We start from the raw sequence: 14,982 nt of genomic DNA on the forward strand, positions 1-14,982 counted from the left end.
AGGATGAATCCAATGATCGCGGCAGCAAAAACAGAGCAGCTTAATGTACTTGAACGTACACAACTTGTGATGGAGCAGGCACTGAACAAAATGTCCTACGGAAAAGACGTCTACGAATTGTTAAAAGAACCGCAGCGCTTACTGACGGTCCGAATTCCAGTTCGAATGGATGACGGCACTACGACTGTTTTCACCGGCTGGCGCGCCCAGCACAATGATGCGGTCGGTCCAACAAAAGGCGGCATTCGTTTTCATCCGGACGTAACCGTAGAAGAAGTGAAGGCGTTGTCGATCTGGATGAGTATGAAATGCGGCTTGGCCAACCTGCCATATGGAGGCGGAAAAGGCGGCATTCAATGTGATCCGCGGGCCATGTCGATGGGTGAACTCGAGCGCCTCAGCCGGGGATATGTCCGGGCGATCAGCCAAATTGTCGGGCCGACAAAGGATATTCCGGCACCAGATGTGTATACCAATGCACAAATTATGGCCTGGATGATGGATGAATACAGCCACATTCGCGAATTTGATTCACCAGGCTTTATTACCGGTAAACCGGTTGTGCTCGGCGGTTCACTTGGGCGGGATTCCTCAACGGCTAAAGGTGTGACCATCGTAATGAAAGAAGCTGCTCGTCTCGCTGGTTTTTCTGTGCAGGGAGCACGGGTGATCATTCAAGGCTTTGGAAATGCCGGCAGTTATCTGGCTCAATTTCTTCATAAAGAAGGCGCGATTATCGTCGGTGTATCCGATGCATACGGTGCTCTTTATGACCCTGATGGACTCGATATTCCGTATTTGCTTGACCGCCGCGACTCGTTTGGAACGGTTTCAAATTTAGTAGAAAACTGCATCACAAATGAAGAGATGCTGCAAAAACCATGTGATATTCTTGTGCCGGCAGCCATTTCAAATCAGCTGACAGCAGCCAATGCGCCTCACATTCAAGCAAAAGTGGTAGTGGAGGCGGCCAATGGTCCGACGACGCTGGAAGGAACGAAAATCCTCACCGAACGAGGCATCCTTCTTGTGCCGGATGTACTGGCAAGCGCCGGCGGCGTGATCGTCTCTTATTTTGAATGGGTGCAGAACAATCAAGGCTACTACTGGACAGAACAGGAAGTAGATGAAAAGCTTGAAGCGATCTTAACAGCTGCTTTTACGAATGTATACAATACAGCCCAGCAGCACGAAACAGATATGCGCCTTGCCGCTTACATGGCGGGGCTGAAGAAAATGGTTGAAGCTTGCACGTACCGTGGATGGGTTTAATAAAGGAGCGCCCTTTGGGTGCTCCTTTTTTCTACTGAAAAAGATAGATAAAGGAGAAAGGAAGGGATACGGGGTGTCTTTTAAAATAGGCTTTCGCACGGTGAAAACAGCTGTGGCTGTGTCGGCAGCGATTGCCGCCGCAGGATTTCTTCAGCTTGAGTTTTATGTGTCGTCCGCAATCATTACGATCTTATGTGTGCAGCATTCACGTCAGAAGTCGCTTCAAAGCGCCCGTGACCGCTTTTTTGCCTGCATGCTGTCGATCCCGTTTTCGTTTGTTTTTTTCGAAGGATTCGGCTACCATCCGCCTGTGATTGGCGCACTGCTGCTGGTTTTTATTCCATTGACGGTTATGCTGAAAATCAATGAAGGCATTGTGACGAGTACGGTCATTCTTCTGCATATTTACGCATTTGGCCATATGACAGCAGCGGTTGTGTTCAATGAAATCGGCCTCGTGGTGATTGGTATTAGCGCGGCGCTTCTGGTGAATTTGTATATGCCGGGGCTTGAACGCCAGCTCGCCCTTCAAAAAGAAACAATTGAAGCACGCTTTAAACATCTGCTGATTGACGTTGTTCTGTCACTGCGGGACGGAAACCCCTGCTGGAAAGAGGCGGATCTTTTCCATACGGCCCATTTAATCAAAGAAGCGCAGAAATTGGCAGCTCGGGAGCAGGAAAACCATTTTGGCCGTTCGGATGACAGCTTCTGTGCTTATTTTGATCAGGCTGAGCAGAAGCTGGCTGCGCTGCGCCGCTTTCTAGACGTCGTTCCGCTTCATGAATCGAACGAAGAACTGGCAGATTGGATCGAATCATTCAGCTATGGCAGCGAAATAAAAGACGGGAAACCCCCTCAGCCTGCCCGCCTTCTTCTTGCTATTTGGGAGATGAATCAGTTTATGGGCCAGCACCTCCGGTAGAAAGGACCCTTCCTTTTATGGTAAGTTAAATAAAAAGGAAGAAAGGGTTTTTTTATGGAACGCATCACCTTTCAGACGGTTCATCCGGACACAGCAGCGGCCGATGCAGGGCAGCAGCTGGCAAACTGCCATTGTATCGTCATTCAAAAAAGCGGGAATTATTATACAATCGAACAGCACGAAGCGGGCCTGCTTTCAGGCGAGGGCACTATTGGTGAATGGCTGGAAAGAAGCGGCTGGCTTCCGTCATCAGCGGTTCAGGCCGAAGGAGAAGGCGATTGGGATTGGCGCCGGCCTGTTCTTTACGTACGGGACAATGGCATTGACCAGATTGTCACCCCGGCTATGCGGATCCGCCTTTTAACGGGCTATTTTCACACACTGGCGGAAACCATTAATGATTCCGTAACGGCAGTTGACAGAGAAGGAACCGTTCTTTTCTGGAATACAACGGCTGAAGAAACGTTCGGCATTTCCCGGGAAAAAATTATCGGGCAAAAAATCGGTGACCATTTCCAGGCCGAGTCGCTTGTGCTTAACAGTGTTCTGCAGCATGGCCAGATCGTCCGCGGGGAATACCACCGTCCGAATGAGACCAACCACGTGCTCATTAACGCTTCTCCGGTTGTGGTAGATGGGAATATAGCTGGCGGCATTTCGACCGAGCACGATATTACCAATATGATGAAGCTGAATGAAGAGCTTGATTCAGCGCTGCCGATGCATATACAGGCGAAAGATCCTTTTTCCTCTATTACGGGCAGCGATCCAAAGCTTGCGGCTTCTTTGGAAGCTGCGCGAAAAGCAGCGCACGCCAACATGCCGGTTCATTTAACAGGCGAGCCAGGCTCCGGGAAAGAAATGATGGCTCAGGCGATTCATTTCAGCGGCTCCAAGGCGGCCGAGCCGTTCGTTGCGATGAACTGCAGTGTGGTGCCGGAATCATTGCTTGAAATGGAGCTGTTCGGCTACGGAAACGACAGCCAGACGGGTAAGCTGAATCAAGCGCGGGGCGGCACATTGTTCATTGGAGACATCGACAAGCTGCCAGCACCGCTTCGGGACCGGCTGTTTGCTTCAACAGAGCACGTCCGGCTCATTACCGCCTCCAGCAGCCCCATTGTACTTGATCAAACAATGGCGATCACCATTGACATTCCGCCGCTTCGAAACCGGAAAGAAGATATTTTGCCGCTCGTAGAAACCTTCTTAAAAGAATTCAGCGCCAAATACAACAAACCAATGGATACGATCAGTCCAGATGCGGCGCTTATGTTCACTGAGCATGACTGGCCTGGCAACGTACGCGAGCTCCGCAATGTCATCGAGCGCTGCGTCCTGCTTGGCGACGGACCGGTACTCACCAAAAAGCACCTGCCGGAGGATATGGCCCGCCCCGCTAAAACAGATGAGGCGGCCGCCATCGAGCAGGCACTGCAAAAAACATACGGCAACAAGTCCGCAGCCGCCACCCTGCTCGGTATTTCCAGAGGCACGCTTTATAACAAAATGAAAGAATATGGACTTTAACAAAAGAGCCAGTTTCCTGCTGCGGCGGGGAGCTGTTTTTTTATTTTTCGGCCGGAAAATGATTGCTCTGAGCCGGAAAAACAACTTTTGGGCCGGAAAATCCCTGTTCAAGGCCGGATTACGATTTTTCCGGCTTAAACAAACACTATTCCGGCCCAAAATAAAAAAATCCGGCCTAACAGTGCTTAGGTATATTCTTATTCAGGGGTAATATTTCCTTATAAACCGAAAATGTTAATAGTAAGGGAGTTAGTTAAAATGAAAAAAACAGTCCGTGTAGTAGGAGCGGTCATTGAAAATGAAAAAAGTGAAATTTTATGTGCATTACGTTCTCCAGACATGGCCTTGCCAAACTTATGGGAGTTTCCGGGAGGGAAAATTGAAGCGGGCGAAACACCTGAAGAAAGCTTAAAGCGTGAAATTCAAGAGGAGTTAGCTTGCGAGATTGAAGTGGGAGAGAAAATTGAAGAAGTCACGCATGAATATGAGGCAGTGATCGTGAATTTATTAACCTATCGCTCTCGTATTTTAAGCGGGCTTCCAACTCCCGAGGAGCATGCGGAATTGCGCTGGGTCTCACGTGATCGATTGAATGATTTAGAATGGGCCCCTGCCGACATTCCTACGATTACTCAACTAATGAACCGGTTAGGGTAAGAGCAAATAAAGTTGAATAAGATAAAGGAACCGTACGACACAGAAAGCACAGACTATGCCACATTTGTGGCCAGGTCTGTGTAGCCTTTATTAAAAGATAAAAAAGGTAGTTTAATAGAAAAGTTGCTGAATTGGTTTACCTATACAGCTTTCCCCGTTTTTCTTCCATTTCCACCTTCTACAGCTAAGTCTCTCTCATAATTGTATATGTTAATTTATTACATTTAATAACTGTCTGAATAGTCATATTTCCAGCCTTGTATCATGTTATAATCATCCTAATATGGAACATAAAAATCAGTGTGTAAGCGTTATCTTTTTTTTAGAAAAAAGCACATAAGGGATCCATTTCTTTACAGGACCATTATGTGAAGCAGGAGGGGCATCATGGAGATATTCAAAGGGAAGCCTGTTAATCAAAACTGTTGTACAAACGACGTCTCGACAGATGAAATGGCGTCTATTATAAATTTACACACATGGATGATTAAAACACTCGCCAGCGGCGATTCACTGCAGACAACGATACAAGCACTGACATCGAAGCTTGAGGAGTATTTTCAACGGAAAACGCACTGTTCTCTTTTGATGGTGAATGAAGAAAATAGACTTACTGTTGAATATGCACCAACTCTCTCTGAGGAGTATCAGCAGGCGATTCATCTTGTTGAAGCAGGTCCGACAATCGGATCATGTGGAGCTGCTGTATGCCGGAAAGAAACCGTTATTTCTCCTGATATTGAGCATGATCCGCTTTGGGAAGATTTTTGTGAGGATGCTCTCCGTTTTGGACTGAAAGCCTGCTGGTCCAGTCCGATTCTTGTAGAAAACCGTGTTGTCGGTACATTTGCGGTTTACCACTCAGAGGTTTGCACGCCTGCTGCGCATGAAATCGAAATGCTTGAAACGTGTGCCAGCCTGGCAGGGCTTGCGATTGAGCGGGACCGGCGGATCAAGCTGGAGAAGCAGCTGCAGGAAAGTGAGCAGCGGTTTAAATCGCTGTTTGATTACTATCCTGACTCTGCTTATATTTTTTCACTAGAAGGTCATTTCCTAGATTTTAATCAAGAATCAGAGCCGCTATCCGGCTATAGAAAAGAGGAGCTGCTTGGGAAAAGCTTTCTTCCGTTCATTGCCTCTCAAGATAGAGAAAGAGTATGGGGTCATTTTAATGAGGCAAAGAAAGGAATCGTCCAGCATTATGAATGTAGAGTTGAACATAGAAAAGGAAATCAGTTAATTGTAAGCTTGACCAATGTTCCGATTATGGTGAATGGCGAGGTTGTAGGTGTATACGGAATCGGCCGTGATGTTACCCGCGAGAAGGAATTGGAAGACGAACTGATGACAACTCATCAAGAAATGGACTACCTTTTTAAAAACCATTCTGGACTTATTTTTAAATATAAAAGGGAAAATGACCGGTTTATCCATACATTCGGGGAAGGGCAGCTGCTCAAGCGGATGGGTTTAAAGATAGAAGAAGCAATTGGAAAAACGCTGTATGATTTTTTCCCGGCAGAGCTTGCCGCGCGAAAAGAGACATTTTATCAAATGGGCTGGGAAGGAAAAAAAGCGGCCTATGAAGTAGCGTTCAACGATATTCACTATAGAGCGGTGTTGAATCCAGTTTTTAAAGATGGACAAGTCGTTGAAGTCATTGTTACATGCAATGATATTACCGAGCTGAAGAAAGCACATGAAGAGCTGCGGGAGACAAAGGAGCTTTTAGAGTCTTTTGTAAATAATACAGCCGATGCAATCGTGACAGTGAACGATCACGGCCAGATCAACTATGTGAATGAGGCATATGTGGATTTGTTTGGCTGGCGGGAAGACGAGCTGCTGGGCAAAGAAATTTCGAATGTGCCGGACCACTGTAAGGAAGAATTCACTCATCTTGTCGAGCTTACCTTTTTAGAAAAAAAGATAAGCCGGTTTGAGACGGAGCGGCTGAGTAAAGACGGAAGAGTTATTCCGGTCAGTGTAACACAATCTCCGCTTAAAGATAAAAATGGGACGGTAACCGGGGCATCCGCCATCATCCGGGACATTAGCGAGCAGAAAAGGACAGAACGAGAGCTGGAGGAAAACAAGCAGCGTTACCAGTCTCTCTTCTACTACAATCCAGATCTTGTCTACAGTATGGATGTGAATGGTGCGCTGCTCAATACAAACCTTTCGTTTCATCAAGCATTAGGCTACACGCCTGGGCAAGTGAAAGGGAAGAGCTGGGAGCGGTTTGTAGGAGGACAGTCTCTCAACGAAACGAAGCAATATTTTGAGGGGGCATTACAAGGAATGCCGCAAAGCTATGAGGCAGTCGGTGTTCATCAAAACGGCGAGGAAGTAATGGTTCATACAACGAATATGCCGATTATGGTAGACGGTCAGATTGTCGGTGTTTACGGGATTGCAAAGGACATAACGGAACAAAAGAAAGCGCAGCAGGAAATTCTTTCGTTAAAACAACAAATGGAGCTGGTATTGGATTCAATTGGTGACGGCATTTACGCAATGAATGAAAACTGGGAAATCACTTTAATCAACCCGGCGGGCGCAAAAATGCTTGGTTATGACATACAGGAACTGTTAGGCAAAACACCAAAAGATACATTCAAGCATCTATATGATCTTGAATGTTGTATGTCCTATCAAACACTCCTTGATGGGAAGAATCGCCATGTAACAGATGAGCTCTTTTTTAGAAAAGACGGTACCAGCTTCCCTGTCGACTATATCGCTTCCCCTATCTTGGAAAACGGGGAAATTCGGGGAGTCGTTGTTGCTTTTAGAGATATTTCAGAGAAGAAAATGGCAGAAGAATATTTGCTGAAATCAGCCAAATTAGAAATGGCCGGACAACTGGCAGCGGGAGTGGCTCATGAAATTCGAAATCCACTCACGAGCATTCAAGGGTTTATTCGATTATTGGAAGAAACGGACAAGCGTGAACCGGAATATTTCTCGATTATAAGATCAGAATTTGAGCGGATTGAAGGCATTATTAGTGAATTCTTGGCCCTCGCTAAACCGCAGGCGCTGAACTTTCAAAGAAATGATATAGGACTTATCCTTATGCAAACCATTCATTTAATGAATGCCCAGGCGATTATGCATAACGTGGAGATTGTTACGGTGATAGAAGAGAGTCTTCCTTTATTTCAATCTGATAAACATCAGCTGAAGCAGGTGTTTATTAATGTGATAAAAAATGCGATTGAGGCCACTGCTTCTAAAGGAACATTGACTATTACCTGCAAAAAAACGAATTCCCATCTTCATATCCAATTTCAAGACCAGGGAGAAGGAATTTCACCAGAAAGAATCAAGCATCTGTTTGAACCTTTTTACTCTACTAAAGAAAAAGGAACGGGCCTAGGGCTAATGGTCAGTTACAAAATCATCGAAGAGCACAAAGGAATGATGCGGGTTGAAAGTGAGGAAGGAAAAGGGACAATGGTTCATATTCTTCTTCCTCTTGCATCCCGGCTCTTATAAAGTTTAAAAAATTTACGGCTTGTAAATAAAGGACTTTCGAACGTCTGTGTGGAAAAAGAATGATGTATAGAAGCATTACCTTCCACCGATTGCTGGAAGAATCAATATGAGAAACAGGAGTGATTGGAATGGCGGTTCAGCCATATTTAGTGTTTGATGGAAACTGCGAGGGTGTTCTTTCTTTTTATGAAAATGTATTCGGCACAGAAGCAAAGCGAATGACATTCGGTGAAGCGCCGCCACATCCAGATCACCCGCTGCCGGAAGAAGCAAAAAGCCGCATTATGCATGCAAATTTAGAAGTAGAGGGTACAACGCTTATGTTTTCCGATACGTTTCCGGGCACGCCATATGCACCGGGCAGCGCGATCAGCCTGGCACTCGTTGGCTCGGATATGGACAAGCTTCGCTCTTACTTTGAAGGACTGTCCGTAGGCGGAACGGTGACCATGCCGCTGCAGGAAACGTTCTGGAGCAAGCTGTATGGGCAGGTCCGCGATCCGTTCGGCATTGACTGGCAGATCAGCTATAGTGAACAATAAGAAAAAACGTGCTCCGGCCCAAAATGGCCGAAGCACGTTTTTTAATTTTCGATAATGGTATACGTTTGGGGCTCGACGGCCTGCATAAGCGGCGTTTCTTTTCCTGACGAAAACAGGTGAAGCTCATGCATGGCGCGGGTGCAGGCAGTATAAAACAAGTTTCTCTCCCATTCCCGTCCGTATACATCTTCAGATATGTTAAAAAGCAGAACCGCATCAAACTCGATTCCTTTCGCTAAATAAGTAGGAATGACGACCAGCCCCTGCTCAAACGTGTACGTTTCCTGGTCGAGCAGTTGAGCGGGAATGTGAGACGACAGCCACGCGTGTACACGCTGGCTCTCCTGCATCGTTTTACAGATCACAGCGATCGTCTGATGCTGGTCTCCTTCAAGCATTGAGCGAATACGCGTTAACAGCTTTTGCTGAAGGTCTTCTTCATGATTCGCATATGTTAAAGTCGGTTTTGTCCCTTCCCGGTTAAATGCTTCAATTTGTTCGCCGCCTTCGATCAATTGTTGTGTAAATTCGACGATCGGCCGGGTGGATCGGTAACTGCGCGTTAGTGTAATTTTTTCATACGATTCCTTGTTGTCCGGTGTGTCTGTTAAAACGGATGATTCATTCAAGGCCTGCACAAAGATGGACTGGTTTACATCTCCCAGCAGTGTCATTTTGCTGTATGGAAACAGTGTTTTTAAATACGCAAGCTGAAAGGGTGAATAATCCTGTGCTTCATCAATAAAAACGTGGCGGATATGGGAAAAAGACTTTTTCCCTTTTAATTGGTCTTGAAAATACAAATAAGCGGTTGCGTCTTCCCAGTCAAGGGTGTGCTGGTCCAGTGTCTCGAGTGTCTTGGCACAAACAGAAGCCCAAATAGGCGGGGCCGTCTGCGTACGTGTCTCGAACAGCTGCCGGAAATTGGCTCTTTCATCCACAAAGCCAAGCCGCTTTATCTTGTTTCTTAAAGGCTGGAATTGTTTGCGCACGACGCTTTTGCTTAAAATACGCCACTCCATGTCTACATCGTTAAAGGTATCTTCTTCCTTCGATTGTTTTTTCTGGCGCGCGCGGTACGCGTTTAAAAAATCTTCTTTATCTAAAAGCTCTACTTCGTCCCGCACCCATTCTTCGTTTTGTTCAAGGCGCTCCAGTTTTTGAAGCTTTTTCAGCAGCCATTCCGATACAAGCTCTAACCGGTTCGGCAGCAAAATGGAAGTGGCTAATGTATAAAAGTGCTCTCTTATTTCTTCCGAAGAAATGAGAACTTTATCTCGAAAGACAATGTCGTGAAAAAGGAGGCCTTTCTGCGACAGAGAAGTGAGATAATCATCAATAATCTTTTTAAAATCGAGACTCGCTTTAAATTGAACAGATGCTGCTTCAGCAGGATTCTCCTGCTCTGTTCCCTCCAGCAAAAACTGTTCCAGCTGTTCAAACGGGCTTTGAACGGTGAAGGCATTACCAATCCGGTCCTCTACATATTCTTTATAGGTTGTCTGGAGAATATTTTCCTCTCCGAGCTCAGGCAGTACCGTAGACACATAGCTATTGAAAAGGGGGTTGGGCGAAAATAAAAGCATATTTTCTGCCCGCAATGTCCGGCGGTTGGCGTACAGCAAAAAAGCAATGCGCTGCAGCGCGGCCGATGTTTTTCCACTGCCGGCTGCTCCCTGCACGATCAGCGTCTGGCTTTTTTGATTGCGGATAATTTGATTTTGCTCCCTTTGAATGGTGGCCACAATATTTTTCATTTGCGCGCTTGATTTTCCGCCCAAAACCGCCTGCAAAATATGATCGCCGATCGTTAAGCTTGTATCGAATTGGCCGGTAATCTCCCCCTGCTGAATGATAAACTGCCGTTTTAAAGAGATCTCTCCTTCAATCCGGCCTTCCATCGTATCGTAAGCAGCGGGCCCTGTTGTGTAATCGTAGTACATGCTTGAAATAGGGGCCCGCCAGTCATAAATTAAAAAATTCTCCTGTGCTTCATCCATTAAGGAAGCGATGCCAATGTAAATAGGTTCCGGCTTCGGTTCGCCGGATTCCTGGAAATCAATGCGGCCAAAATAAGGGGAACGACGCAGCCGGTCCAGCTTTTTCAGCTCGTTAAACAGCTGCCTGTGGCTTCTTTCTCTTTCCTGAAGCAATTCGGCCTGCTGCTTAATGCCGGCTTGTGTTTCAATGACATCATCTGGCTCGTCCATATTGACAGTTACATCTTCCCAAAAGTTTTTGCGAAGACCGATAATACCTTCTTTCAAAGAGCCTGTTTTTTCTTTGATGTCTTCTTCCTTTCGGTCGATCAGATCAATCACTTCGTTTACACGCTGCTGTTCTTTCAGCTGTTCTGTTTCCTGGTTCATTCTCCAAACACATCCCGTTTTTCAAAGTTTTGCCTTCTACTCATTCTATATCACCTTTTCATGCTTTACTCAAACAACGTATGCACGGCTTGAACATAGTATTTCCAAAAAAACGGTCTGGATCGCATTCCGGGCAGTTTTATGATTCAATGAAAGAGAGTGTACATACTGAATAAGGGAGATGGTTTTTTGAAAACGTTACCGATTCAAAAGCACGGAGTAAACGCAAGCCGGCTTGTACTTGGCTGTATGGGATTCGGCGGAGGCTGGAGCCGTGATGCCATTACTGAGGAGCAGGTCAAGCAGGCACATGAAGCAGTGGATGCGGCACTTGAGTCCGGTATTAACTTCTTCGACCATGCAGATATCTATGCATATGGAAAAGCGGAGGAAGTATTTGGCCGTGTCTTAAAGGAGCGTCCATCACTGCGCGATGATATTTTAATTCAGTCTAAAACAGGAATTACGTTTCCGGATAAAGAAGCTGGGCTGCCGACACGCTACAACTTTTCAAAAGAATACATTTTAAACAGTGTCGATGGTATCCTTTCGCGGCTGGATACGACGTACTTGGACACACTGCTTCTGCACCGGCCGGATGCGCTAATGGAGCCGGAAGAGGTAGCAGAAGCGTTTCATCAGCTGAAATCGTCCGGAAAAGTGCGTTATTTTGGCGTATCAAATATGAGTGCCGGGCAAATTAAGCTGCTGCAAAGTGCGATCAGTGACCGCCTTGTTGTGAACCAGCTGGAAATGAGTCTGCATAAAATCGGCTGGCTCGAATCCGGCGTGCATGTAAATCAGCCGGCATTTTGTGAAACAATTTTTCCAGAAGGCACACTTGAATACTGCCGGATGGAAAACATCCAAATCCAGGCCTGGGGTCCGCTGGCACAGGGAATGTACTCGGGGGCGCCACTTGAAGACAAACCGGAGACGGTGCAGGAAACAGCCGCACTTGTAAAGAGAATGGCGGAGGAAAAAAACACGACTACAGAAGCGATCGTACTTGCCTGGCTGATGAAGCATCCGGCCATGATTCAGCCGGTGATCGGCACAACGAGCCCGAAACGAATTCAGGCTTCGGCAAAAGCAGTCGATGTAGAAATGAGCCGGGATGAATGGTATACCCTTTATGTCGCATCACGCGGCGTGAATTTGCCATAAAGAAAACCTGGGCCAAGAGCGTAGGCTTTTCTCAAGAGAGATCGATCTTTTCCAAAAAGAAAGAAATGGATTTGCCGCCGTTCCGCCGCTCGTTTATCATAAAAAGTAGATTGCATAGACAGGAGAGTATGGGAAATGTACAAATTAATTGCGATTGATATGGATGGCACGCTTTTAAACGATCACCATGAAGTAACCGATGAAGTGCGCAGCGCCCTTGATGAAGCTCGGGAACGCGGTGTGAAGGTGGTTCTTTGCACAGGCCGTCCGCTTGCCGGCGTGCGCCGCTACTTAAAGGACCTTCGTCTTGAGGATGAAGAGGATTATGTGATTGCCTATAATGGTGCTATCGTGCAAAACACACATACAAATGAAGTAGTGTTTAAGCAGTCGCTTGGCTATGAAGATTTCCGCGCACTGCATGATCTGAGCCTGACGCTTGATACGCCGATGCACTTTTTTGATGCAGAGTATTTATACACGACGAACAAACTGATCAGCCCGTATACTGTACATGAAGCGTTTATTACGAAAATTCCATTTCTTCATACAACGGTAGAAGAAGTGCCGACTGACATTGCCATGCCAAAGGTCATGTATATTGATGAGCCGGAACGTCTAGACCGGACCATTGCGGCGATTCCTGCTGAAATCAATGATAAATACATGATGGTGAAAAGTGCACCGTTTTATTTGGAGATTTTACATCGCGAAGTCAGCAAAGGAAATGCGGTGAAACGCTTGTCTGAGAAGCTGGGCATTAAACAGGAAGAAGTCATGACAATCGGTGACAACGGAAACGACCTGTCAATGATTCAGTTTGCAGGCTGCGGCGTAGCGATGGAAAATGCGATTCCGATGGTAAAAGAAGCGGCTGATTTTCAAACAAAATCCAACAACGAGCATGGCGTGGCCCATGCAATTCGTGAATTGGTGCTTGTGTAAGGCCGGATAAAAAGAATTTAGGCCGGATTTCTATCTGCGATGGCCGGAAAAAGAAGTTTCCGGCCATCAGCGGCTAAAATCCGGCCTATTTGTTATGTTTCCGGCTTAAACCAGGGTTTTTCGCTCGCCCGCCAGCAGTAAATAAATAGCCTGCGTCCCTTTATCGTCATGGCCCTGCTCTGACAGTTTGTCGTACAGCGATTTAGCGAGTGTAAGGCCTGGTGTATTCATGCCCATGGCCTCAGCTGATTCGATCGCAATGTTCATATCTTTAATAAAGTGCTTAATGTAAAAGCCAGGTTCAAAATCACCTTTGATCATGCGCGGTGCAAGATTTGCCAGTGACCAGCTGCCAGCGGCTCCGCTTCCGATGCTGCCAAGCACCTGCTCTGGATCGAGTCCTGCTTTTTCCGCATACACAATCGCTTCCGCGACACCCATCATATTCGACGCAATGGCGATTTGGTTGCACATTTTCGTATGCTGGCCTGCACCGGCCGGTCCTTGAAGAATAATATTTTGCCCCATTGCTTCGAGGACGGGTTTTACTGCGTCAAAATCAGCTTGATCCCCGCCGGCCATAATCGTTAATGTACCGTTTTTGGCGCCCACATCCCCGCCCGATACCGGTGCATCCAAGACGTGAATGTCTTTCTTTTTGCCTTCTTCATACAGTTTCTCAGCTAAAAGGGGGCTTGAAGTCGTCATATCAATGGCATACGATCCTGGTTTAGCGTTTGATAAAATGCCATCCTCTCCAAGATAAACGGCTTCTACATCACTCGGATAGCCGACAATCGTAATGATTACATTCGCTGTCTGCGCCACTTCTGCCGGTGTATCTTTCCAGACAGCGCCTGCGTCGAGCAGTTCCTGCGCCCGTGCTTTTGTCCGGTTATAAACGACAACCGGGTAGCCTGCCTTCATTAAATGTCCGGCCATGCTTTTTCCCATTACACCTGTTCCGATAAATCCAACCGTTTTGCTCATATGTAATCGACTCCTTCCAAAAATTGCTTCCTTCTTTATTGTATCAAAAAAACCGGGCGGTTGTTTTAGATTTTACTGTAGGTGGTAAAATGCTAAAGATAAGAAAAGGAGGAGCACAAAATGAAAGATGTCCAAACGAAACGGGTAGTGCTCCGTTTTCATAAAGGAACGGCAGAGCAGACGGAAGACCGCATTGTGACCGAGCAGCCGGTAACGGTCAAAATCAATGGGAACGAGTTTGTTACCATGGTGTGTACACCGTCTTACATAGAAGATATGGTTATTGGTTATTTAGCGTCAGAAGGCGTTATTCGCCGTTATGAGGATATGAAGCAAATGCGAATAGACGATTCGGGCTTTGTTCATATAGAGCTGGCGCGTGTCAATCCATTTTTTGAACAGCTCCAAAACAAGCGGTATGTCACATCATGCTGCGGCATGAGCCGGCAGGGGTTCGTGTTTGCCAACGACGCGCTTACCGCGAAAAAAATGCATGATATTCATGTGAAAGCAACACCGGATCTTTGTTTTTCATTGATGAAGCAGATGCAGGAAAATGCGGATGTGTTTAAAGAAACAGGCGGTGTTCACAACGCAGCGCTTTGTGATGAATCGGGTATTTTGCTGCATCGAATGGATATTGGCCGGCATAACGCTCTCGATAAATTATATGGATATTGCCTGCGTAATGGCGTATCGACGAGGGGGAAAATCCTTGTGTTCAGCGGCCGGATTTCCTCGGAGATCTTACTTAAAGCAGCCAAGATCGGCTGTGAAATGGTTTTGTCAAAATCAGCGCCAACAGAATTGGCCCTGCAGGCAGCCGAAGAACTAGGCATTACTACGGTTGGTTTTATCCGGGGCGGCTCTATGAACGTGTATACCGGTCCTGAACGAATCATCTTGCGTTAAAAAGGGCCCTTTGCTATAATAGATAACGCTTACATGAAAAGGCTTCCTTCGGTGATGAAGGAAATAGAAAACGAGCCACCTCGTTTTTTTTATCATGATAGTAATGGCATTTCTTTCGACGGGAAACGAAAGAAGCAGACAGCATGCTCGCAGGAGCATGCTGTCTTTTTTT

11 protein-coding genes are annotated in these 14,982 nt (G+C 46.4%); 9 read left to right on the forward strand and 2 right to left on the reverse strand.

Annotated elements, in window-relative coordinates; genetic code table 11:
* Positions 1–12 precede the first annotated feature (12 nt).
* From RRU94_RS09300 to RRU94_RS09325, 6 genes are all read left to right on the forward strand, one after another.
* Positions 13–1,272: a Glu/Leu/Phe/Val family dehydrogenase gene (locus tag RRU94_RS09300; protein ID WP_315693896.1), complete on the forward strand. Its 1,260-nt coding sequence runs from the start codon at positions 13–15 to the stop codon at positions 1,270–1,272.
* A 73-nt stretch (positions 1,273–1,345) separates the two neighbouring features.
* On the forward strand, positions 1,346–2,197 hold the full coding sequence (locus RRU94_RS09305; protein ID WP_315693898.1) for an aromatic acid exporter family protein: 852 nt from the start codon (positions 1,346–1,348) through the stop codon (positions 2,195–2,197).
* Between the two features lie 54 nt (positions 2,198–2,251).
* Positions 2,252–3,727, forward strand: a complete 1,476-nt coding sequence (locus RRU94_RS09310; protein ID WP_315693899.1) for a sigma-54 interaction domain-containing protein — start codon at positions 2,252–2,254, stop codon at positions 3,725–3,727.
* A 258-nt stretch (positions 3,728–3,985) separates the two neighbouring features.
* Positions 3,986–4,384, forward strand: a complete 399-nt coding sequence (locus RRU94_RS09315; protein ID WP_315693901.1) for a (deoxy)nucleoside triphosphate pyrophosphohydrolase — start codon at positions 3,986–3,988, stop codon at positions 4,382–4,384.
* 387 nt (positions 4,385–4,771) lie between these two features.
* Positions 4,772–7,885, forward strand: a complete 3,114-nt coding sequence (locus tag RRU94_RS09320; protein WP_315693902.1) for a PAS domain S-box protein — start codon at positions 4,772–4,774, stop codon at positions 7,883–7,885.
* A gap of 128 nt (positions 7,886–8,013) precedes the next feature.
* The gene (locus tag RRU94_RS09325) at positions 8,014–8,427 is read left to right on the forward strand and encodes a VOC family protein (RefSeq protein WP_315693904.1); all 414 of its coding nucleotides are present in this window, start codon (positions 8,014–8,016) and stop codon (positions 8,425–8,427) included.
* A 41-nt stretch (positions 8,428–8,468) separates the two neighbouring features.
* Here the strand turns inward: RRU94_RS09325 and helD are convergent, their stop codons facing one another.
* Complete coding sequence (gene helD / locus RRU94_RS09330) at positions 8,469–10,796, reverse strand: RNA polymerase recycling motor HelD (protein ID WP_315693906.1); 2,328 nt, start codon at positions 10,794–10,796, stop codon at positions 8,469–8,471.
* Between the two features lie 189 nt (positions 10,797–10,985).
* Between helD and RRU94_RS09335 the strand changes: the two genes are divergently transcribed.
* Together RRU94_RS09335 and yidA are read left to right on the forward strand one after the other, a co-directional pair.
* Positions 10,986–11,963 (forward strand): aldo/keto reductase, encoded by a 978-nt coding sequence (locus tag RRU94_RS09335; RefSeq protein WP_315693907.1) that lies wholly within the window; start codon positions 10,986–10,988, stop codon positions 11,961–11,963.
* A gap of 135 nt (positions 11,964–12,098) precedes the next feature.
* Positions 12,099–12,908 (forward strand): sugar-phosphatase, encoded by an 810-nt coding sequence (gene yidA / locus RRU94_RS09340; protein WP_251271419.1) that lies wholly within the window; start codon positions 12,099–12,101, stop codon positions 12,906–12,908.
* 105 nt (positions 12,909–13,013) lie between these two features.
* Here yidA and RRU94_RS09345 read toward each other — a convergent pair whose 3' ends face one another.
* Positions 13,014–13,898 (reverse strand): NAD(P)-dependent oxidoreductase, encoded by an 885-nt coding sequence (locus tag RRU94_RS09345; RefSeq protein WP_315693908.1) that lies wholly within the window; start codon positions 13,896–13,898, stop codon positions 13,014–13,016.
* A 120-nt stretch (positions 13,899–14,018) separates the two neighbouring features.
* On the opposite strand from RRU94_RS09345, the gene fdhD reads away from it, so the two are divergent.
* Positions 14,019–14,810, forward strand: coding sequence for a formate dehydrogenase accessory sulfurtransferase FdhD (fdhD, locus tag RRU94_RS09350; RefSeq protein ID WP_315693910.1), 792 nt, complete (start codon positions 14,019–14,021; stop codon positions 14,808–14,810).
* The last annotated feature ends 172 nt before the right edge of the window (positions 14,811–14,982 follow it).

The sequence above is a fragment of the Domibacillus sp. DTU_2020_1001157_1_SI_ALB_TIR_016 genome, assembly GCF_032341995.1.
GTDB lineage: Bacteria > Bacillota > Bacilli > Bacillales > Domibacillaceae > Domibacillus > Domibacillus indicus_A.

Bases quoted from the DNA above. Each gene is read 5' to 3' on its own strand.
- RRU94_RS09300 (WP_315693896.1), top strand. From the start codon at position 13: ATGATCGCGGCAGCAAAAACAGAGCAGCTTAATGTACTTGAACGTACA.
- RRU94_RS09310 (WP_315693899.1), top strand. From the start codon at position 2,252: ATGGAACGCATCACCTTTCAGACGGTTCATCCGGACACAGCAGCGGCC.
- RRU94_RS09315 (WP_315693901.1), top strand. From the start codon at position 3,986: ATGAAAAAAACAGTCCGTGTAGTAGGAGCGGTCATTGAAAATGAAAAA.
- RRU94_RS09320 (WP_315693902.1), top strand. From the start codon at position 4,772: ATGGAGATATTCAAAGGGAAGCCTGTTAATCAAAACTGTTGTACAAAC.
- RRU94_RS09325 (WP_315693904.1), top strand. From the start codon at position 8,014: ATGGCGGTTCAGCCATATTTAGTGTTTGATGGAAACTGCGAGGGTGTT.
- helD (WP_315693906.1), bottom strand. From the start codon at position 10,796: ATGAACCAGGAAACAGAACAGCTGAAAGAACAGCAGCGTGTAAACGAA.
- yidA (WP_251271419.1), top strand. From the start codon at position 12,099: ATGTACAAATTAATTGCGATTGATATGGATGGCACGCTTTTAAACGAT.
- RRU94_RS09345 (WP_315693908.1), bottom strand. From the start codon at position 13,898: ATGAGCAAAACGGTTGGATTTATCGGAACAGGTGTAATGGGAAAAAGC.
- fdhD (WP_315693910.1), top strand. From the start codon at position 14,019: ATGAAAGATGTCCAAACGAAACGGGTAGTGCTCCGTTTTCATAAAGGA.